Below are 22,573 nucleotides of genomic sequence, written 5' to 3' on the forward strand. Positions count from 1 at the left end.
CTCCTTTTTCAATTGAATCAATGAGTTGAAAGTGCACTTGTTTTTGTCGATAAATAGATTAGTAGACTATTATGCAAAGTGAGAGAGGGACAAGGAACGTGAAAAAAAACATCAAGATTATGTTACTCGCAGCCGCCGCCTTTGGTATGACACTACACACGGGTAAAGAAGTGCAAGCAGCCGCCTATGTCGATCAATCGATTTACACCATCAACACCTCAAAGGTATTTACAACAGAAGCAGAAGTGAAAAAAGCAGTTGAAACATTGAAAAAGGACAAAAATTGGACAGCCACTTATCAAACCTCCGGAAATATATCGACCTATCAGCTTACTGCCTCTGGATATGACTCGCAAGCTGCAGCAAGCGCAAGTGCAGCAGCACTAAAAAAAGAGGTGGGAATAAGCGGAACCGTTTCTCCAGTTGGTGACCGTCTTCCTTTGCAAAAGGTTGTTTCTAATCTCATCAATGATGAAAATCAGGCAAAAAAGCTCTCTTTAGAGCTAACAAAAACATCAGGATTAAATAGCTCCTATGAAGTAGTCAATCAAAGCCGACCTTTCTATCAGGTGATATCAGGAACTATTGATTCTGAAACGAAGGTCAAGGATATTCAAACTGAATTACAAAAGCAAGCCGGTGTTACTAGTACATACCAATCGGAAAGTAAAGCTGACACCATTTATCAACTTGTATCAGGTAACATTGTCGGACAGGGTAAAGCCAATATGATATTACAGGGCTTACAAAAAGAGTCCGGTTTAAAAGCAGTACTTCAAACGGTGGCGACAGGTAAACCATATTATATCGTCACAACCGCTGCACTAGCCAATCAGTCTAAAGCACAAACACTTCTTGCCCAGTTGCAAAAAGAAGCGAACATCAGCGGGAAGATTCAAAAGGCTGGGGCCGGTAAAAGTGTATATAGCATGGAATCGGGCTATTTTAAAGACAACAAAGAAGCAGCATCAGCTGCGGCTCAAATCAAGAAACAAACTGGCGCATCAGGTATTGTCCAGCGAGTGGGTAAGACCAAACATTATATCGTGAAGCTCAATCAATTAGACGATACGTCTTACTCAAAAACCGTGACCTTTTTTAAGAAAAAGAAATGGCATTATACATCCAAAAAAATCTCTTCAACACAGGCCTATCAAGTAGTGACTGGGGCTCTTCTAGGGGATGACCAAACGAAAAAAGCCACTGCTTTCTTTCAAAAGAAGAAAGTAGTCGCCACAACGAAAAAAACCGGTCAGTCATCTGATAGTACGTATCAACTTGTTGTGCATCAAGAAACAGATCAAATGAAAATAAATAAAGGTGTCGCATACTTAAAGGCGCAAAAGATCACAAGTTCAATCACGACAAGTAAGGGTCAATCGGCTAGTCGAGCATATCGCCTCATCACATCGTCTGTATATGATCAACGTAAAGTAAAGCAGGCCCAAGAGATCATGAAGAAAAATGGTGTAGCCAGCAGCACAAAAGCGATGACGGAAGCGGTGAAGCAATATCGTTTAACAACGGAGCCGACCGTCAATCAAACGAAAATAAATCAGGCGCTTACCTATTTGACGAAACAAAAAATGTCGGCTACTGTTCAAAAAACGGGTGCAACCGATTATGGACAATATCAAATCAAAACAGGTGTCATTTCGACCGCCGTATTACGGGATCAAGGTATGGCATTTTTCAAAAAACGGAATGAATCTGCCGTCTATACAACAACAACGAAACCGGCATACAAAATCATCATCACACAGCCATTCACAGGATGGCCAGATACAAATGCGGCCATTGCATTCGTAAAAAGCCAATATGGCTGGACAGCCACAGCAACAAAAATCAAAAACGGTCCAATGGTCATGCAAACGAATTATAATCTGACTGTAAATGAAATGGTGAATAAACAAATGAAAGTGTCACCGCAAACGGATGGCGCGGCATATGTATATGCTACATATGTCGATCAAGCGACGTCGACAGTGAACACAGACGGATTAAACGTACGTTCAACACCTGATGCAAGTTCTGCAAACAATATTGTGGCACAATTAAATAAAGGTACAAAAGTGAATCAAATCGGGAAAGAAGGAAACTGGATCAAGATCAACCTTGGCTGGAGAAATGCAAGCTCAACAGAAGTACTACAGTATGTAGACCCAGCGAATATCAAAGAAGGCACCGAATCGTATTTTCAGTTCCTGAAACTCTCGCAAGCTGCGAATCTCAATCCGGATGAAGTCAATACAAAAATCTTAGCGGGTAAAGGAATTCTTGCAGGAAAAGGACAAGCCTTTATCACAGCAGCTAAGACTTATAACGTAAACGAGGTTTATCTCATTTCTCATGCTTTACTCGAAACTGGTAACGGAAGCTCTATTTTAGCGAATGGTACAATGTTTAATGGAAAGAAAGTATATAACATGTATGGAATTGGTGCGTACGATAGCAATCCGAACTATTTTGGTGCTAAATATGCGTATGAACAGCAGTGGTTCACGCCAGAGGCCGCCATTATTGGTGGAGCAAAATTCATAGGGGACAGCTATATCAATAACGCCACATACAAACAAGATACCCTTTATAAAATGCGCTGGTCAGCTACTGCCTCTCATCAATATGCAACCGATATTGGGTGGGCTTATAAGCAAGTTGCCCGTATGTACAGTTTGTATCATTTACTTGATAACTATACACTGTATTATGATATTCCTGTCTATAACAAGTAAAAAAACGTCCGAGCTTCTTAATGAGAAGCCGGACGTTTTTTGCGTAAAAGCTGCTGGTCAATAAATGATAGCAGCCGCTCGCTTGATTGTCCTTTTGAATATTGATTCCATTCTTCAGCAAAGGCCTTTAGTTTGTCTCTATTTGCTGCCTCTTTCAAACCTAAAAGTTCCTTCAACAGCATGTCTTGAGTCAGACAAGCCTTTCCAGGAATGATGCATTCATAATGATTGACTAATCCGCGTTTTTCTCGATACGTGTCCAGATCATATGTGAAGAACAGTACGGGTTTTTGAAGCAGTGCATATTCAAACACAATCGACGAGTAATCCGTAATGAGTACATCACAGGCATAGAGCAGAGGATAGAGCGGCTTATCCGATACATCAAATATCCACTCCGAATCTGTCTCTGCCTGCGCTAGATGTTTGACTGCAGGGTGCAGTTTCACAAGCAGAATATAGTCACCGTTAAGCTGCGTCTGTAATTGTTCTTTTGAAAACGGTAGGACAAGACGATCCATCGCGAAGTCCCGATAGGTAGGTGCATATAGTAGCACTTTTTTACCTTGCGGGAGGTTGTCTGTATAAAAGGAAGATGGACGATCGTCATTATAATACACATCAGTGAGCGGCACGCCTGTTGGTAAAAAACGATCATCATTCTTCACGCCAAATGATTTTTTGAAAATCTCACGCATTTGATCAGAACCAGTGACGATATAATCGAATGATGCATACACTCGCTTAAATCGTTCAATATCACGTGGACTTCGGTGGAGGTTTGAAGCGTCTTCAAGGCCAAACTTTTTCAAAGCGCCATTTGCATGCCATACTTGAATACAAGTAGTGGAAGGGCGGTTTCTTAACACACTCGTCATGAGAAAGTAATTGTCCGTCACAACGACCCTACTTTTGAACAAAGTATAGATGCATTTGATGAGATGGAAGGGATTTTTTTCATTAAAATAGCGAAATGACATATGAAGCTCGCCCTTTTCTATAGTGGAAGCATGTTTCGTATAGAGGACAGTCAGCTTCATAGGCATTGTCGCTTGTTTTTGATATGCATGAATTAGAGCAGCTGCATTCTCGTGAAAAGAAACAAGCAGTGTCACCTGGTTTTCACGTGGTTTTACGCCGCTCATCAACGAGCCAAGTAAAGATACGAATGCAGCATAACATGAGGTCATCATCGAGCGTATATTCATCATTAATCAGTCTCTCACAGTTGCTTCGTCTGATCCTTTACTTGCTCAGGATAGTAGTGCTTTTTCCCTTTGTGTTCTTTCATGACCGCAAATGCGTACTTTGGAATATTCAGCATACGTTTCCATCTCCACGGATTAACAACAAGTCTATATAGCCATTCAGTATTTGTTTTAATCATCCAGCGTGGTGCACGCTTTACTGTTCCGCTGAACACATCAAAGCTTCCGCCTAAACCTATACAAACAGCTTGCGGGAATAAATGGCGGAATTCATAAATAAAGTTTTCTTGGTTCGGATACCCTAAAGCAACGAACACCATATCTGCTTTTGATCGTGCAATTTGTTTTGCTACGAAACGCTTATCAGCCTGATAGCCATCACTGCTGCCCGCAATGACCACATTTGGATATTCCGCATTAATCCGTTGTTTGACAGCCTCAAGCACTTCTTTCTTCGCACCGTATAAAAAGATTCTTTTAGACTGCTTGTTTGCAAGATCAAGCATAGATATAAACACATCAAAACCGGCAATTCGTGATTTGAGCGGACTTTGGGTGATACGTGACATCAAGACAACGCCCACCCCATCTGGTAATACATAATCTGCAGAAGAGACCACTTGATGATACGCATGATCCTTCATGACTGCATAACCAATCTCAGGATTTACTGTCGCAATCATGGCCCCTCTTCGTTGAGATATATGATGCTGATTGATATAGTGAATAAATTCATCTAAGTCGCCGTTCACATAAGAAAGGTTGGATACAACTTCTGTTTGCATTGTGTAGACCTCCTTTTTTGCTCATTTTATATATAACGTTCATTGTAAATTCATTCTTAGGCTACTATTCATTTTATCACAGTTGCTCCATGAAATATTAACAATAACTTTACAAACCTTTAAATTTAGTGACAATTTATTAAATTGATATGTTTAGAACACGATGAAACACTGATATTTCGGACTTTTACTACACCATCCAGCCAATTGGAAATCGTTTGTCTTTACATCTGCTTAACGTTTCATGGGCATTGTGATATAATGAGGTTCCGAAGAGCGAGAAAACATGATTGATAATAATAGGTTGACGGATAAACATGACTGCTTGAAAAAAGCAGACGAATAAGGAATGGAGAAAGGAGTTAATGTTTGCAATGAAGAAAGTTATTACTTATGGGACATTTGATTTATTACACTGGGGGCACATCAAGTTGCTCGAGCGTGCAAAGCAACTTGGAGATTACTTAGTTGTGGCCATCTCTACAGATGAGTTTAATTTACAAAAATCAAAAAAGGCTTATCACAGCTACGAGCATAGAAAGCTAATTTTAGAAACGATTCGTTACGTAGACGAAGTCATACCTGAAAATAGCTGGGATCAAAAAATCCGAGATGTACAAGAACATGACATTGATGTGTTTGTTATGGGAGACGACTGGGAAGGTAAATTCGATTTCTTAAAAGAATATTGTGAAGTCGTTTACCTGAAGAGAACGGAAGGAATCTCCACCACACAAATTAAGGAAGAAATTGCTGGACTTTAATAGATTGAAAAAAGTGCTTCTTATCTTTTGGTGAGAAGTGCTTTTTCATGTAAAATACAATAAGCAAGTCATCATTTTTTTAAGGAGAGTTTCCTTTGTTTCAAAATTGGATGAAGAAAAAAGTTGAACACGCATTCGATCAATCTGAAAAACAAGATGAAACGATGACATCAACAGAACTTCCTGATATGGACTACTACTTTATGACAGGTGAGATACCAGGATCTGATGAAGCTACTACGACGTCTTTCAACAAGAGACTAAAACCATTTGCCGAAAAACGGATGCGTGTATCTATATTGACATTGCATTTTGATGCCAATGCGAAAGAACGTATACTCAGTTTTCAGGAGAAAGTTGATATTGAGCCGACATATACAAGAATCTTGAACTTATTTGAACACTATATAATACCTGAGAGCGGGAGTAAAAGACGCTATACAGAGTTTATCTTAGGTGAAGTGACGCATTCGATCAATCAAGCCGTCATACCAACGGATGAGACAACGATTCGTGTTACCACCTATGAGCTGCCTTCATCCCCTATTCATTATATTGATCAATATAATGAACAGCAACAATTGGTGAAGCGGGAAGAATACAATTGGGAGGGAGCTTTGCGAAGAGTTCAGAGCTTTGTCCCTCAAACAGGTGCACTGTACATGGAGGAATTGATCAAGGGTGACGGTGACATCTACATGGAAAAGATTTATTCTGGTGATGCAAATAAGAATCCAGTCCGTCATATCAATTGGTTCAAAAAAACAGGAATTCAAACATTTGTAAAGAAAACGGATATAACACAACAATGGATTTCAACCATTCAATCACAAAATGACCGGCTTAAACTGTTTATTGCAGATGACAGAAAGCAGGACCGCCACCTATTTAAAATAGACAAACCTGACACAGCTTATTATGCTGCTTTTGTCCATAATGCTCATTATAAGGAAGACCTGCATCAGTTAGATGCTGAATATGAAGAATTGTTTAAGCATGTAAGAAAGCAGCATGTGGATGCAGTCTTTTTCAGACATAACGAGCATAAAGAAGAGGTAGAGAAGATTTTGGGAGAACAATTGTATTTTTACACCATATCATCTGATGAAGAGGCAGCTTGGAGCGCACCTCTCCAACATATGTTGGAAAACAGAGTACGCAAAGACGAGCTACGCAATTACATGGAGCGCACGAAATTTGTCTTGAGTGATTTGAGCTCTAAACATCATGTCCTTCATCTTCAGCTTGATGTGAAAGGAGAAATGGTCAATACGGATCATGTGAAAATTGATTTTGCAGGATATGATCGTGTCAATGGAGCTGAAATTATTTCACAAACGATAGACGAAAACAATCAAGTGAGCTTCCCAATCGGTCATTTTCAAACAAAGAAAAACATTGAATGTAACCATACGAAATATGTTGATTTTTATATTCGCTTTCAAACAGAGGAAGGGCACGAAGTCCTGCAACGCCTCGAAGTAGATGGAGAATTGCTCACTAGCAAGCCATCAACAGTAGATGGATGGTCATATCAAACAAAACAAGGAAACTATTCATGGAAAGTGAAGTAACAATACAACGGTAAGATTTCTGAACAGAGGAGATAAGCGATTAATGATTGAAGAGGTAATTCAAAAAAAGAGTGTCGTTGAAGGTTTAAAAAATCATCAAGAGAATTTAGAAATGCTTGTTCGCATTCATGATGACATGCCATTAACAGATAGAGAATTTTATTTGTTCATGAGAGAAAGAGTATCAAAGCAAGAAATATTTCTTCCGCTTGTTCATCAAGAAGAAAATCTATTTAAATTGGTGCTGAGTGAAGCATCGTTTCCACTTTCGTTGGAGCAAGGACAAACGTATAACTTATATGTTACGGACTACCTCAATACAAACGAGGAAGAGGATGAAGATGAACTTGAAGACTCTGCCTATGATTCGGATTTGGAAGAAGAGGATGAAGAATCAAAAGAAACGGAGATAAGTTCAGTTCCGGAATCAGAAGAGAAGACCCCTTATTATAAAAGACGGTTAAAAATGGGAATTGAGACACCGGAGTTGGCTTTTTTAGAAAATGAGGAAGCAATGTTGTATGTCATTCCTTATCGCACAGACAAAGGCAATGTCTCATTCAAAATTAAGCGTGAGTTGAAAGTTGTTAAATTCAATCAAATTGAGCTCAAGGACTCTTGTACATTATCCTTATCTGGATATGCAGGTGTTCTTAGTGCAGAGCATCCTTATCGCATCAAAGAAGTCAAGCTGCTCTTGAAAAAAAATGGAGATGAACCAGTTGAACACCGATTCCCAGTGGACATCCAGCATAAAAAAGACGAAGTCGTTCAATACCGTGATGATGGCCAAGTACCACAACTCTATCAATTTTTTGCAGAAGTTCCTTTAGAAGAATTGACGTATTCATTGCACGAACGCTTCATATACCGCTTTTATCTTGAATTTCATTGCGAAGTGAACGGAGTAGAGGAAACGTTAACGACATCTTCTCTTGTGCTTGGAGATCGATCAAATAAACTCAAAGGGCTTGTCCAAATTCATAAAAGAAATGACGTACCGATTCGTTATGAAGTATATCGAAAGAAAAAGAGACAAACCTTAGGTATACGAATTAATGATTACACCATGAAAACACGAGCCAAATACTATCTCAAAAGTAAGTGGAAGAGATTCAAAAAGCAAATCGGGAAAATAAAAAAAGTACGCAATCGTCTTGTGACCAGAACCTTTAAAACGACCTTTATGCTGGCGAGTAAACTGTCCGTGAAAAAGAAAACCGTTGTATTTGAAAGCTTTAATGGGAAACAATTCAGCTGTAACCCGCGTGCCATTTATGAATATATGAAAGAAAACCACCCTGAATATACGTTGATTTGGAGCGTCAAAAAAGGGCACGAAGCGCCATTTAGAGAAAAGGGCATATATTATATCAATCGTTTGTCACTCAAATGGATTTTTGCCATGGCAAGAGCAGAATATTGGGTTGTGAACAGCCGTTTGCCGCTCTGGGTTCCAAAACCTCCTCATACCACATACTTGCAAACATGGCACGGTACGCCGTTAAAACGACTTGCAATGGATATGGATGAAGTGCATATGCCTGGAACCAACACGAAAAAATACAAAAAGAACTTCACGAAGGAAGCATCTAATTGGGATTACTTAATATCTCCTAATGCTTACTCTACTGAAATCTTTACTCGAGCGTTCCAATTTCAAAAAACGATGATCGAGTCAGGATATCCGAGGAACGACTTCCTTCATAATGAAAACAATGAAGAAACGATGAGAACGCTCAAACAAAAAATGAACCTGCCACTTAATAAAAAATTAATCTTATATGCACCAACTTGGAGAGACGATCAATTTTATAAAAAAGGAGAATATAAATTTGATTTAGATCTTGACCTTCATGAGCTAAGAGCATCCATCGGGGATGAATATATCATTATCCTTCGTATGCACTATTTAGTCGCTGAAAACTTTGATTTAAGTCCGTATGAAGGGTTTGCATATGACTTCTCTCATTACGAGGATATCAGAGATCTTTATATGATTTCAGACCTACTCATTACAGACTACTCATCTGTCTTCTTTGATTATGCAAACTTAAAGCGTCCGATGCTGTTCTATGTTCCAGACATTGAGACATACCGTGACAAATTAAGAGGTTTTTACTTCGACTTTGAACAAGAAGCACCTGGCCCGCTCGTGAAAGACACAGCAAGTGTCGTAGACTGGGTAAGAGAAACAGAAAAAGCCGATTTCACACTTCCTGATTCATTTGCACCGTTTTATGATAAGTTCTGCTATTTAGAGAGCGGGGAGTCGTCGAAGCGGGTGGTGGAAGTGGTGTTCGAGTCGACTAATTAAAAGCAATATTTAATTTTAATCAGCTCTTGAGGAATCAAATCCAAAAGTGCTGATTTTTTTATTAATTGAAAGTCTAGTTTACTTAAAATTCAAAAAGTGGTTCTTTCGTCCTTTTAAAAATGGATATTGAAGTACATTATTGTAAAGGTGTATGATATAATATTTAAAAAAATGCAACTTTTGTATCCAACCTATTTTTGAATCTAGTTAGGATCTTTATAAAGAGATTAGAAAGGCGAGGTAGAAGTGATAAATAGTTTTCAACTAAGTAATGTGGAATCGAAGGAAGATAATTTTCACCTCCACATAGTATATAATGGAGATTACACTATACAAAAAATTATTTCATATATAGATAAAATAAAATTGATAAATCTAAATAACTTAGAAGAATATATCTTATCTTTTAAAGCTGAAATTGTAGAAGATAAAATCGCTTGTGAAATTGCAAAAGATTATTTTCCTTTAGATGAGTCCGAATATTCTATCATTTTCTCATTCATATTAAATAAAGATATTATAGAAATAAATTTAATAAATAGTTTAACAGAAACTTTTGTAGACAAAATAAAAAATAATCTGATTACTATTAACTCTTGTGAAAAAGAATTATCAACATGTTATTTCAGTGTTAAGAAAAAAAGTAACATTAACTTAGTAATCAGCGATGTTCATTCATTTAGAAATTCGACAGAATTAATTTTTGATTTTAAAGACAATCCTCTATTGACATATAATAATGCGGTAAAAGAAATATATTTGGAAAATAATTTTACGAAAGAAAGGTTAACAATAGAGCCCTCTAAACTTATTTGTAAAGAAAAAAAGGTAAAGCTGAAAATAAGCTTATCTAATACTATAACTTATGAAGGACCTTGGAGTATGGGTCTAATTTTAAAAGATGATGAAAAAAATGATTTTACTTTCTCACTTAACTCCTATGATGAATATTATTCTGAATTCACTAGTGTAGAAGGGGAACCAAGGGTGTACAGACTATATAGAAATCAGTTTGGACACCTCCAAATAGATCCGTTTAATTATACTGGAGAGTTATTAAAAAATACTGTGAATAATGTTTTATTAAAAGATAATAAAATGGAAATTCATTTCACTTCTGTATTTAATACTATGTTTACCCAGAAAGACAGTGTGATTTCTGTAGTATTCCGAAGTAGACATAATTATAGCCAAAAGGTATTTCCTGTAATTAATAATGGTTATAATACTTATAAAGTAGAATTAAACATTATGGAATGCAACAAAATGTTTGATGATGGTATTTGGGATATATTTCTAATTTATAATATTAATGACTGTACTGTAGAGTTTCCCATTAGTTCAAATCAAGAATTTATAAATAGTCTTGTAACCTTACCTGAAACAATATATAACAATAAAGAGATTAAATGTGCAAGGTTTTACTTAACAAAAGATAATAGACTAGCTTTGTTAGTAAAAAAAGACTTCTATATTGCGGATTTACATACAATTAGTATAGATGAAGGTAAAATGCTAATTAAAGGTTGGATTGATTTAAATACATCCAAAGTTATATTGAAACAAATGATCCTTTTAGATGAAAATAATCAAAACATAAAGACTAATTATAAAAGTAAAATTAATAACAATTGTTATCATTTTTCAATCGAAATTGATTGTAATGATGTTAAAGCAGAAATTGAATATCAAAAGGAATATAGTTTGTTAGCTACCCTTAAGTTAGGTGAAGAACTTTTAGTTTATCCTGTTTCGTTTAACCATGGAGAAAAGGAAAAATATAAATCACACATTTATCCAACCTTTAATGTAAACGAACAATATGCAATTCATCCAGAGTTTAATGTAGATAACTCTTTTGAATTAACTTTAACTCATACAATAAAACCTTATTGTTATTCTATTAAAAAGTCGGCTAAGAGAATTGAATTGATTGTTCATATAAGTAGTAACGATATACTATTTAATCGAACTCAATTAATCTTAATTAATAATAAAAAAGAAATAGAGTTATCTATAGACAATAATGATGTTATAAAAAACTCCATAGTTTTTCAAATTGATAAGTCAACTTTTAGTATAGATGAAATTAAAGATGAGCAGTGGGAGTTATTTATTCGTACTACTACGAAAGAAGGTGAAAATTTTTTATCTAGGTTAGCTCCTAAAGATGGAAGAGAGCAGTTGTTTCCTTCAACATTCAAATCTGGTTCGATTAAAGTGAAAAAGAAAAAACATTTAGCTGTATTTAGAACTAGAGATAATAATTTGAATATAGAAGTAAGAGATATCAAAGCTTATGAGAGTTATTTAGAAAAAATAAAGTTTTATGGTGCAAAGTTAGTTTCTAAATTCATCAAACATTTAAAGGTTAAGCCAATATGGTTCATTGGGGAAAATCTAGCCGAAGTTGCACAAGATAATGGTATTGCTTTTTTTAAATACTTGTATCACAACAAAAATGAACAGAGCTTTTATTATATAAGTGTAAAAGATAATAAAAATGGCGATGTGCTAGAGAAATATAATAAAAACGTCATTCAATACGATAGTTTTAAACATTACGTTTACTATCACTTAAGCGAGTTCTTAATAGTAAGTCATGGAATAAGAGATGTCGTACCGACATTTGTCCATAATAAAATGTCCAGAAATGAAAAACCGGTAATTTACCTTCAACATGGAATTACTGCAATGAAAAAATTAAAATTTAATCGCAAATCTTACAATGGAATGATAAAGAAATTTATTGTTTGTTCTGAATCTGAAAAAGATATCTTTGTTAAGCAAATGGGTTTTTCACCAGAACAAGTTTGTGTAACTGGATTTTCAAGATTTGATACATTAGAAGATATGAGTAGTCTGAAAAAGCAAAAGGAAATTGTTATTATGCCTACTTGGAGAGAATGGATTGACGATGCAGAATTTGCAACATCTCCATTTTACTTAAATTATGCAGAATTATTAAAGAGTGAGGAACTTAAAAAAGTTATAACAGAAAATAACATAAAACTTAAGTTTTTTATGCATATTGAGCTCCAAAGAAAATTTAATGAATATTTTCACGGGTTTGACAAGTATATTGAAATAATTAATGTTGGAGATCAAACTGTAAAAAGTATTCTTAGTGAAAGTTCTTTGCTGATTACTGATTATTCAAGTGTGATATTTGATTTTCATTATTTAGATAAACCTGTTATGTTCTATCAATTTGATTTAGAAGATTATTTAAAATATAGAGGGTCTTACGTTAATATGAGAACAGATTTATTAGGTCCCACTGCTACTACAAGTGAAGATTTAATTGCTTTGATAAAGGAATATATAAAAAGAGAATTCAAGGCAGAGCAAAGGTATAAAATTAAATCTAAGAAATACTATAGATACTTTGACAGGAACAATTCTGAAAGAATTTATAAAGAAATATTATCTGTCAAAGAAGAACAAAAGGGGACAGAGAATTGAAAATTACATTTCTTGTATATAACATTTATGGAATGGGCGGAACTGTAAGGACAGTTGCTAATACTGCTAATTTTCTTGCTAATCAAGGATATCGAGTAGAAATAATTAGTGTTCGTAAAACAAGAGCAACTCCAATGTTTGAATTAGATAAGAGAATAAAGCTTAAGCCAATTTTTGATGCCAGAAGAGGAATGCTATTTGGGAAAAATACTCCTAAATATAAGAAAGTGATAAAAACTGTGTTAATGAAAATACCTAGCATTTTAATTGACAAAAATGAAGAGCTATATCATATGTTTAATTTATTTGTTGACCTAAAAATTATAAATGCTATTAGAAAAATAGATGAGGGAGTTTTTATAACTACAATCCCTTCATTTAATTTATTATCTCCGATTTTTGCTTCGAAAGATTTAATTAAAATAGGTCAAGAACATAAATATTATAATGGTTATCATCCAAGGTTGCAGAAAAAAATAAAAAAATACTATAGAAAATTGGATTCTTTAATTTGCTTAACGGATTCAGAAATTGCTGTATATAAAGAAATTCTGCAAGGAAGTAATACTAAACTCTTTAAAATTGAGAATGCTACTAAAATGCCAAATTTTAGTTCAGATTTAAATGAAAAAACAATTATTGCGGCTGGGCGTTATGTTTATGAAAAGGGATTTGATATGTTAATTAATTCCTTTGAAATTGTTATAAATAAACATCCTGATTGGAAATTGAAAATTTTTGGTGCTGGAGAAGAAGAAGAAACATTAAGAAATTTGATATTTTCGAAAAAATTATATAATAATGTTTTTCTCATGCCGAAAACTAATAATATACTAGAGGAGATGAGTAAATCATCTATTTATGCTTTGAGCTCTAGGCAAGAATCGTTTGGTATGGTTGTTGTAGAAGCTATGTCTGTTGGAGTTCCATGTGTTAGTTTTGCTTGTCCTGGTCCTGCGGAAATTATAAAAAATAATGAAGATGGAATTGTAGTTGAAAAAGAAAATATTAATGCTTTTGCAGATGCTTTAATGTATTTAATAGAAAATGAAGACATAAAAAAAGAAATGGGTAAACTCGCAAGAAAAAACGTAAGAAGATATTCCTTTAATTCTTTAGGTGAAAAATGGATTGCGATGTTGAACTTATTTAATAAACAAGATTGTACCCAAGAAAAATCAAATGAGAAAATAATTTAAACATAAAAAGTCTCCATATAACAGGTATAATAGTGTGCCGTTGTTATTGGAGACTTTATTGTATTTAAATAAAGTCTACGTGTTGCTAAAGCTTATGAAAAGTGAAAAATTTTTTAATTTCTGTTACAATTATGAGCGGTGCTTTTAAATTTTAATAGTACTCAAAACTTTTTCTAAGGAAGATTAGAATGAACGCAATGTTGACGATATTAAAGGAGCAAATCAGCTCATTTTCACTGATTATGCGACTTGCTGTTTATGAAACAAAATCAAAATATCAGATGAATTATTTAGGCGTTTTATGGCAGTTTTTAAATCCATTGATTCAAATGTTGGCTTACTGGTTTGTTTTTGGTATGGGGATTCGTGGGGGACAGCCAATTGTGATTGGTGGCATGGAGGTTCCATTTATTATATGGATGCTTGCCGGATTGATCCCTTGGTTTTTCATTAGTCCGACAATCCTTGATGGATCAAATAGTGTGTTTAAACGCATTAATATGGTGTCAAAAATGAATTTTCCGATTAGTGCACTGCCATCTGTTGTGATTATGTCCAACTTGTTCAGCTACTTTGTCATGATGGGTGTGTATTTTATTGTGCTGATTTCCTACGGCATATATCCCGACGCACATTGGATACAATATATTTACTATCTCATATGTATGATCGCGTTCATGTTTTCGTTTAGTTTGTTTAATTCCACGATTAGTGTACTCGTGAGAGACTATCAATTTTTATTACAATCAGTGACACGCTTACTTTTCTTTTTACTGCCGATTTTTTGGAATATCTCTGAAAAGCTAACTGGAGACAACGCATGGATCGGTGATATTTTAAGACTCAATCCGTTATTCTACATTATTGAAGGTTTTAGAAATAGCTTATTAAAGGGCGAATGGTTCTTCCATGATGTCAAATACACGCTTTATTTTTGGCTGTTTACGCTTCTTCTCTTAACAGTTGGTTCATTGCTTCATATGAAATTTAGGGATAAATTTGTCGATTTTCTTTAAAAAGTAAGGAGATTATACGATGAAACTAAAGGTTTCGTTTCGAAACGTATCCAAGCAATACGTGCTATATAAAAAACAGTCAGATAAGATCAAAGGACTGTTTTTTCCTAATAAAAATGAAAAAGGTTTCTTCGCTGTTCGTGATGTGTCCTTTGATGTATATGAAGGTGAGACGATTGGTTTTGTTGGAATCAATGGCTCGGGGAAATCAACGATGTCAAACCTTCTTGCGAAAATTATTCCCCCAACGAGCGGCGAAATTGATATGGATGGGCAGCCTTCGTTAATTGCCATTGCGGCAGGACTGAACAACCAATTGAGTGGCAAAGACAACATTCGATTAAAATGCTTAATGATGGGACTAACGAATAAGGAAATAGACGAGCTTTATGAAAAAATTGTAGAGTTTGCGGATATTGGCGACTTTATCGATCAGCCTGTGAAAAGCTATTCAAGTGGAATGAAATCTCGATTAGGTTTTGCGATTTCAGCACATATTGATCCTGATATCCTCATTATTGATGAAGCGTTGTCAGTTGGAGATCAAACCTTCTATCAAAAATGTGTGGATCGTATCACAGAATTTAAAGAGCAAGGAAAGACGATCTTTTTTGTCAGTCACTCGATCAGTCAAATTCAAAAAATTTGTGACCGGGTCGCTTGGATGCATTATGGCGAGCTGCGTATGTTTGACGATACGAAAAAAGTCGTGAAAGAATACAAAGAGTTTGTTGACTGGTTTAACAAGCTATCCAAGAAAGAAAAAAAGGAATATCAACTGAAACATAAAGAAGGAAGAAAAGGTGTACAAAAGGCAGAAAAGGTCACGCGGTATCAAGAAGACGGGAAGCGCCGTTCATTTTTTGGACCGGCCTTTCAAGTGACGATTTTAACCATTCTGACCATCTTACTTGCCCTTTCGATGTTTTCGGATCGTCCGCTTCGTACGTTGGTGACATTTGGTGCTAGTTCATCAAATAAAACAGAGGTGCTTCAGTCAACGAGTCCTCACAATCAAGGGGCGTCTGATTTAAAAAAGGTGGACAGACAAGCCATTGTCATGGCTGATCCAATGACTGTTTACAAAGATCAAGCAATGAAAAAGAAAGCAGCATTCACTTTACCTTTTGGTGAACAAGTACAAGTTGTTGCGGAGAACAAGCAAACGGTAAAAATACGGACAGCTAATCAGACGTACTTTGTGAAACCGACTGCTCTGAAAAATGAAGACCAATTAAAACAACTCTCTATTCAGCAGGGACAGTTTAACTCCTATGTATCACCTGCATCAGCTGCATCTTATGAGTATTTACTTTCTTTCCTTGGGAAAGAAGAATCTGTACTTCTGCAAAGAATGCATACACTGAACTCGGTGAAAAGTGATCAAGGAGAAAACATTCAGCGTTTGGTCACAGAAAAAACGGATTATGTGATTCATCAAGGACAGGCTGATACCATTGTGTTTCGAGAGATCATGCCAGTGTCACCTTCAACACTCGGGCTGACAGAACAGAATGTCTGGAGAAATGAGAAACAAACGAAATTCGTTGTGAAGGGTAAAAATAATCTGTTTGTGATTAATAATGAACAGCATACGTTGACTATTTCAGCGATTAAATAAAAGCTGCCGAAGCCGGCAGCTTTTTTAGTTCACTTCTTCTTTTTCAAGCAATTGTTTCATAAATGGAATGAGCTTTTTTTTCAAGTCTTCATCTTGAAGAGCAAACTCAAGAGTTGTTTCAATAAAACCTTGCTTCTCACCGACATCATATCGTTTTCCTTCAAAGTCATAGGCAAATACGCGCTGAATGTCATTTAGTTTTTGAATGGCATCTGTCAGTTGAATCTCTCCGCCTGCACCAATCTCTTGTTGATCGAGATACATAAAAATCTCTGGTGTAAAAATGTATCTGCCTAAAATCGCTAGATTCGATGGTGCTGTTCCTTGCGGCGGCTTTTCAACAAAATTTTTCACTTGATAACGTCGTCCTTCTTGCGTGAGCGGGTCAATGATTCCGTAACGATGTGTATCGCTGTCAGCTACCTGTTGCACGCCAATGACAGACGAAAGTGTTTTGTCATACTCATCCATTAACTGACGAAGTCCAGGTGTTTCAGCCTGAACAATATCATCACCAAGTAAAACAGCAAATGGTTCATCGCCGATAAAATTACGTGCACACCAAACAGCGTGCCCAAGTCCTTTTGGTTCTTTTTGACGAATATAATGAATATCTGCAATGTTTGAGGACTTTCTCACTTTCTCAAGCAACTCGCTTTTCCCTTTTTCCTCAAGGGTACGCTCTAGCTCAGGCGCAAAATCAAAATGATCCTCAATGGCTCTTTTTCCTTTGCCAGTTACGATAATAATGTCTTCAATTCCTGATTCAACGGCTTCTTCAATAATATATTGAATAGTTGGTTTATCAACGATTGGGAGCATTTCTTTAGGCATGGCCTTTGTTGCAGGGAGGAAACGTGTCCCAAGTCCTGCAGCGGGTATAATCGCTTTACGTACTTTTTTCAATGAATTTTGCACCTACCTTAAATACTATGGTTTAAGAGAATACTACTAAATTCTACCTTACTTTTAAAAGTAAACAAACTCTTTTGTGTTGGTTAAAGTCATTTTAAATGAAAATTGTAAATATCAGCAATCTATTATGTAAAAGGTTTATGAATTTGTAAATGTGGTTCGATTATCATTTGAAGATATTTTTTGTATAATGGAGACATTATGTATGAGAAGGAAAGAGGCATCGACTATTGAAAACACTAAATGTAATGACTGTATTCGGAACGAGACCTGAAGCAATTAAAATGGCTCCACTTGTCCTTGAACTAAATAAACATCCACAAATACATTCTATTGTGACAGTGACAGCTCAACATAGAGAGATGCTTGATCAAGTGCTTGATGCTTTTTCTATTACACCAGATCATGATTTAAACATTATGAAACAACGCCAAACGTTATCTGAAATTACATCAAACGCTTTACTTAAGCTAGATCAGTTATTTCAAGAAGAAAAGCCTGATATTGTGCTTGTTCATGGAGATACGACGACAACATTTGCTGGGAGTCTAGCCGCTTTTTATCATCAAATAGCAGTCGGACATGTCGAAGCGGGTTTGAGAACCCATCATAAATATTCGCCATTTCCGGAAGAATTGAATCGCCAGATGACAGGCATCATTGCCGATATTCATTTTGCACCTACGAATGAGGCAAAGCAGAATCTATTAATAGAGAATAAAAAAGAAGAGACGATTTTTGTCACAGGTAATACAGCGATTGATGCCCTGCAAACGACTGTTACAGAACAATATCACCATCCTATTTTAGAGAAAATAGGAACAGATAAAATGATCTTGTTGACGGCTCATCGCAGGGAGAATCTTGGTCAGCCAATGAAAAACATGTTTAGAGCGATTAGGCGTATTGTAGAAGAGTTCGAAGATGTTCAGGTCGTTTACCCTGTTCATTTAAATCCTGCAGTTCGTGATGCAGCTCAGACAGAATTCAGCGATCTCGACCGCGTGCACTTAATTGAACCGCTTGAAGTTGTTGATTTCCATAACTTTGCTGCTGCCTCTCACTTTATTTTGACCGATTCAGGTGGTGTACAAGAGGAGGCCCCTTCTCTAGGAAAGCCTGTTCTTGTACTGCGTGATACAACAGAACGACCAGAGGGTGTCAAAGCAGGAACGCTCAAGCTTGCGGGCACAGATGAAGAGACCATTTATCAGTTGGCAAAAGAGCTATTAGAAAATCCATGTGAATATGAGAGGATGTCTAAGGCATCCAACCCATATGGTGATGGACAAGCGTCGAAACGGATTGTTGAAGAGTTGCTTCATCGTTTTGGATTCAGTGAAGAAAAACCAGCACCATTTAAATAAATAATTAAAAAGAAGACTACATCACCGTAGTCTTCTTTTTTACTGATCCAAGCTTTCTTTTAATTCCTTCTTCACATTCTCAAGGCTATTTTCGTCAAGCTGATAGTAATAAATGTTGTTGATTCTTGTACCAGTTCCTTTTAGTTCGTGCTGTTTGACATGTTGTCTTGCATCACGATAATCATTCATGATAGCCCACATGTCATCAAAGGACATGTTCGTTTTCATATTGTTTTCGACGACTTTAAACATATCGCCGAATTTTGTAATTGAAGAAATGTTGGCACCTTTCGAAATAATTCCTTCAATGACTTGGCGCTGTCTTTGCTGACGGCCGAAGTCCCCTTTTGGATCTTCTTTTCTCATTCTTGTATAGGCAAGGGCTTCATCCCCATTTAGGTTAATTTCCCCTGTCCCGAATGAATGTCCGTCATAGCTAAATGCAAACGTACTATTCACGGTGATCCCGCCAAGTGTATCGACAATATCTTTAAAGCTTTCCATGTTCACTTTCACAAAGTAATCAACAGGTACATCAAGCAATTCCTCTACCGTATCTGCTGCCATTTGTGTGCCGCCAAAAGCATAGGAGTGGTTGATTTTATCCATTGTTCCTTTCCCGACAATTTTTGTATACGTATCGCGGGGGATACTGACCATCTCGGTTGTTTTCTTTTTTGGGTTGACCGTCATGTAAATTAATGTATCTGCACGACCACGGTCGTTCTTTCGTTCATCGACACCCATCACTAAAATGGAAATTGGGTCTTTTTTACTTAAATCGACATCTTTGTCACGCTTATCTGACTTCTTTAAGTTTTCCTGAATGCCTGCGACTGTAGAAGCAGCTGTATGCCAAAGATGATATGCATATCCACCAGTTGCTAATACGAACAAGCCAATCATTGATAAAATAATCCAAAGAAGCTTTTTCTTCTTTCTTTTTCTCTCAGCCCTCATAATGTCCCTCACCTTTTCTATGATTCTTCCATGATTATAGGTTTACTAGACTTGATAGACAAGTAATTTTTTTACTCTGAACCTAGATATAGACGTTGTAACAAAAAAAAGGTTTCAAAAAACCTTAAATTTACTTTAAAATATAAAGTTATAAGACGATACAAAGACATGAGGTGAAAATTATGAAGAAAATCGTCGTTTTACCGTTCTTAATACTGCTACTTGGTATCGTGCTAACAGCATGCGGAACGGCTGAGCAATCCTCTGGGGAAGACAAGACAAGCAGTACAACCCCTCAGTTGTTAAAAGAAAAAGCTGAATTTATTGGAATGGCTGATACACATACAGTCGAAGTGAAAAAAGTGAATACGACATTAAGCTATGAGTTTACGGATAATTTTAAAGATGTTTTAAGTGAATTTAAACCAGGTGACAAAGTAGAGATCACTTACTCTATCAACGATAGTGGACAAAAAGAAATTCAGAAGATTGAAAAACAGAAGTAAAAAAGATGGGCGGGATGAAAGACATTGAAAAAAACAGGCGTTACCCTTATCGTTCTCATGACACTGACTTTAATCATAGCACCCCTTCAGTCTGCCATGGCTAGTTCGACAATTTCTGTGAAATTGTCTAATAATATCGGAAACTTAAAAAGTATGGATTTATCTACAACTGGAGAATACAAGCTTTCAGGATCGAATGTCGCTGTCACGAAAAGGTATGATGGAAAAAATCGATATGAAGTAGCCAATAGCATCGCTTCTGCTGGCTGGCAAAATCCTTCAACTGTTGTCGTGGTCAGCCGAGATGCATTTGATCATGCCATTTCTGTATCACCGTTAGCATACAAACTGGGCGCACCTATTTTGTATACGAACATTGAAAGGCTTACGAAAACAACCGAAAACCAGCTGAAGAAAATGAAGCCGGATAACATCCTGATTATCGGTAATACGAAAAGTATTTCAACAGCTACTGAGAAATCCATTAAAAAGTATGGCAAAGTCAGACGGATTAGTGGAAAAGACAAGTTTGAAATTTCCCAAAAAATCGCAAAGGAAATGGGGAACTATAAACAAGCCGTTGTTGTCGGTGGTAACTCCTTTATGAATGGGATTGCAATTGCTTCTTATGCTTCTAGAAAAGGGTATCCAATCTTGTTAACAAAAAAAGATTCCATCCCGTCTTACAAACTACCAAGTAAAGTCATCATCATTGGTAGTACAAAAAGTACTGGACAAAAAGTGGAGAATCAACTCAAAAAAACCTCACAGGTCACACGAATTAGCGGTGCAAACCGCTATGAATTATCTGTGAATATCATCAAAAAGCTAAACATCAATGCAGATAAAGTGTATTTGGCGAAAGCCTCCAGCTTTATTTATGCAATGCCGCTGTCACAATTGGCAGCTAAATCTAACAGCACGGTTGTATATGTGAAACCAGATTCCATTACAGCTTCATTAAAATCGCTCCTGAAAGAAAAGGGTACATACGCTTACCATCTTGCAGGTAGCACAAGTGCTATTCAAGACAGCTTGAAAAAATCTTTAGCCAAACAAGTCTACCTGAAGAAAAATCAAAACTATCAATTGAATATTGCTAACGGGAACATTTCGTTAAAAGGCATTAAGACATATAACACATTAAGAATTGTTCCTGAGAAATATTCAACGAAAAATGTTCTTCAAATTGCGGGTAAACCGTATTTAGGGAATGTAAATTTTGCAATTGAATCTGGATATATCAGACCGACTCTCGAAAATATTCCTTTTGAAGACTATTTAAAAGGTGTTGTGCCAAATGAAATGCCTGCAAGCTGGCATGTCGAAGCGTTAAAAGCACAGGCTGTTGCAGCAAGAACGTACTCGGTGAAAAGTATTGGAAAAGTCGTACCTGATACAACAGCCTTCCAAGTGTATGGTGGCTATAACTGGTATACCAATTCCACCAAAGCTGTCAATGCTACAAAAGGAAAGGTACTGACATACCATAATCAATTAATTTCAGCGACCTATTATTCTAGTAATGGCGGATATACAGAGGCGAGTGAAGAAGTGTGGGGGAATGCGCTGCCGTACTTAGTAGCAAAAGCCGACACGAAAGATCCCGTCAATGCTTGGACATTCAAGCTTTCCAAAAAGCAATTAGGCAACACATTTAGTGCAAGTACAGCATCGTCCCAATGGAGCACGGCAAAAGAGACAAATGCGACCGACTTAGCAGGGCTGAAATCATGGCTTTTGAAAAACAAAGAAACAGCAGCAACTGACATGAAAATTGCATCGATCTCAAGCCTTACCTTCTCAGGAAAAACAAAAGGGCATCGTGCAAAGACTGTGTCGATGAAGTTGACGTACCACCTTAAAAATAAAAAGGGTACGTATACAGTAAATAAAAGCACAACTGCGAACATGAAGATGACGGAATTTAGATCGATCATGGGCGCAACAAAGATAAAGAGTACGTTTGCGACAGTGAAAAATAATAAAAATGATTTCACGATTTCAGGAAAAGGATATGGTCATGGAATTGGTATGAGCCAATATGGGGCTAAAGCTAGAGCGGAATCTGGTAATTCGTATTCTTCCATACTCTCGTTCTATTATCCAGGTACAAAATTAACAAACTATTAAAGGTTAAAGGA

At 36.3% G+C, this 22,573-nt stretch carries 15 protein-coding genes; 11 read left to right on the plus strand and 4 right to left on the minus strand.

Translation table 11 applies throughout. From position 1 onward, the window contains the following. Positions 1-98 precede the first annotated feature (98 nt). Positions 99-2,732 (plus strand): SPOR domain-containing protein, encoded by a 2,634-nt coding sequence (locus ACIQCE_RS06855; RefSeq protein ID WP_400494131.1) that lies wholly within the window; start codon positions 99-101, stop codon positions 2,730-2,732. Between the two features lie 17 nt (positions 2,733-2,749). Here the strand turns inward: ACIQCE_RS06855 and ACIQCE_RS06860 are convergent, their stop codons facing one another. Beyond that, positions 2,750-3,943 (minus strand): CDP-glycerol glycerophosphotransferase family protein, encoded by a 1,194-nt coding sequence (locus ACIQCE_RS06860; RefSeq protein WP_400494132.1) that lies wholly within the window; start codon positions 3,941-3,943, stop codon positions 2,750-2,752. Positions 3,944-3,954: 11 nt separating this feature from the next. Further along, on the minus strand, positions 3,955-4,725 hold the full coding sequence (locus ACIQCE_RS06865) for a WecB/TagA/CpsF family glycosyltransferase (protein ID WP_400494133.1): 771 nt from the start codon (positions 4,723-4,725) through the stop codon (positions 3,955-3,957). 374 nt (positions 4,726-5,099) lie between these two features. Here ACIQCE_RS06865 and tagD point away from each other — a divergent pair, with 374 nt between their 5' ends. The 7 genes from tagD to tagH all read left to right on the plus strand — a co-directional run bounded on the left by tagD (position 5,100) and on the right by tagH (position 16,681). Next, a complete protein-coding gene (gene tagD / locus ACIQCE_RS06870; RefSeq protein WP_353854405.1) occupies positions 5,100-5,489 on the plus strand; it encodes a glycerol-3-phosphate cytidylyltransferase in 390 nt (129 codons plus the stop codon). Positions 5,490-5,584: 95 nt separating this feature from the next. Beyond that, positions 5,585-7,063 (plus strand): alpha-glucosyltransferase N-terminal domain-containing protein, encoded by a 1,479-nt coding sequence (locus tag ACIQCE_RS06875; RefSeq protein WP_400494134.1) that lies wholly within the window; start codon positions 5,585-5,587, stop codon positions 7,061-7,063. Between the two features lie 43 nt (positions 7,064-7,106). After that, on the plus strand, positions 7,107-9,380 hold the full coding sequence (locus tag ACIQCE_RS06880) for a CDP-glycerol glycerophosphotransferase family protein (RefSeq protein ID WP_400494135.1): 2,274 nt from the start codon (positions 7,107-7,109) through the stop codon (positions 9,378-9,380). Between the two features lie 246 nt (positions 9,381-9,626). Further along, on the plus strand, positions 9,627-12,845 hold the full coding sequence (locus ACIQCE_RS06885) for a CDP-glycerol glycerophosphotransferase family protein (protein ID WP_400494136.1): 3,219 nt from the start codon (positions 9,627-9,629) through the stop codon (positions 12,843-12,845). Continuing rightward, positions 12,842-14,044, plus strand: coding sequence for a glycosyltransferase family 4 protein (locus ACIQCE_RS06890; protein ID WP_400494137.1), 1,203 nt, complete (start codon positions 12,842-12,844; stop codon positions 14,042-14,044). The genes ACIQCE_RS06885 and ACIQCE_RS06890 overlap by 4 nt, the downstream gene beginning before the upstream one ends. A gap of 188 nt (positions 14,045-14,232) precedes the next feature. Then, the gene (locus tag ACIQCE_RS06895; protein ID WP_400494138.1) at positions 14,233-15,060 is read left to right on the plus strand and encodes an ABC transporter permease; all 828 of its coding nucleotides are present in this window, start codon (positions 14,233-14,235) and stop codon (positions 15,058-15,060) included. A gap of 19 nt (positions 15,061-15,079) precedes the next feature. Then, complete coding sequence (gene tagH, locus ACIQCE_RS06900) at positions 15,080-16,681, plus strand: teichoic acids export ABC transporter ATP-binding subunit TagH (protein ID WP_400494139.1); 1,602 nt, start codon at positions 15,080-15,082, stop codon at positions 16,679-16,681. 24 nt (positions 16,682-16,705) lie between these two features. Here the strand turns inward: tagH and galU are convergent, their stop codons facing one another. After that, the gene (gene galU, locus ACIQCE_RS06905) at positions 16,706-17,587 is read right to left on the minus strand and encodes a UTP--glucose-1-phosphate uridylyltransferase GalU (RefSeq protein ID WP_400494140.1); all 882 of its coding nucleotides are present in this window, start codon (positions 17,585-17,587) and stop codon (positions 16,706-16,708) included. Between the two features lie 239 nt (positions 17,588-17,826). Between galU and wecB the strand changes: the two genes are divergently transcribed. Beyond that, positions 17,827-18,963 carry a non-hydrolyzing UDP-N-acetylglucosamine 2-epimerase gene (gene wecB, locus ACIQCE_RS06910; RefSeq protein WP_400494141.1) on the plus strand — a complete coding sequence of 379 codons (1,137 nt, stop codon included), beginning with the start codon at positions 17,827-17,829 and terminating at the stop codon, positions 18,961-18,963. A gap of 39 nt (positions 18,964-19,002) precedes the next feature. Here the strand turns inward: wecB and tagU are convergent, their stop codons facing one another. After that, a complete protein-coding gene (tagU, locus tag ACIQCE_RS06915; protein WP_400494142.1) occupies positions 19,003-19,923 on the minus strand; it encodes a polyisoprenyl-teichoic acid--peptidoglycan teichoic acid transferase TagU in 921 nt (306 codons plus the stop codon). A gap of 182 nt (positions 19,924-20,105) precedes the next feature. On the opposite strand from tagU, the gene ACIQCE_RS06920 reads away from it, so the two are divergent. Then, positions 20,106-20,429: a LytA gene (locus ACIQCE_RS06920; protein WP_400494143.1), complete on the plus strand. Its 324-nt coding sequence runs from the start codon at positions 20,106-20,108 to the stop codon at positions 20,427-20,429. A 24-nt stretch (positions 20,430-20,453) separates the two neighbouring features. After that, complete coding sequence (locus tag ACIQCE_RS06925) at positions 20,454-22,562, plus strand: SpoIID/LytB domain-containing protein (RefSeq protein ID WP_400494144.1); 2,109 nt, start codon at positions 20,454-20,456, stop codon at positions 22,560-22,562. Positions 22,563-22,573 lie beyond the last annotated feature (11 nt).

It is taken from the genome of Bacillus sp. NPDC093026, from assembly GCF_044754665.1.
GTDB lineage: Bacteria > Bacillota > Bacilli > Bacillales > Bacillaceae > Bacillus > Bacillus maqinnsis.

Bases quoted from the DNA above. Each gene is read 5' to 3' on its own strand.
- ACIQCE_RS06920 (WP_400494143.1), top strand. From the start codon at position 20,106: ATGAAGAAAATCGTCGTTTTACCGTTCTTAATACTGCTACTTGGTATC.
- ACIQCE_RS06895 (WP_400494138.1), top strand. From the start codon at position 14,233: ATGAACGCAATGTTGACGATATTAAAGGAGCAAATCAGCTCATTTTCA.
- tagU (WP_400494142.1), bottom strand. From the start codon at position 19,923: ATGAGGGCTGAGAGAAAAAGAAAGAAGAAAAAGCTTCTTTGGATTATT.
- ACIQCE_RS06880 (WP_400494135.1), top strand. From the start codon at position 7,107: ATGATTGAAGAGGTAATTCAAAAAAAGAGTGTCGTTGAAGGTTTAAAA.
- ACIQCE_RS06865 (WP_400494133.1), bottom strand. From the start codon at position 4,725: ATGCAAACAGAAGTTGTATCCAACCTTTCTTATGTGAACGGCGACTTA.
- ACIQCE_RS06860 (WP_400494132.1), bottom strand. From the start codon at position 3,943: ATGATGAATATACGCTCGATGATGACCTCATGTTATGCTGCATTCGTA.
- tagD (WP_353854405.1), top strand. From the start codon at position 5,100: ATGAAGAAAGTTATTACTTATGGGACATTTGATTTATTACACTGGGGG.
- tagH (WP_400494139.1), top strand. From the start codon at position 15,080: ATGAAACTAAAGGTTTCGTTTCGAAACGTATCCAAGCAATACGTGCTA.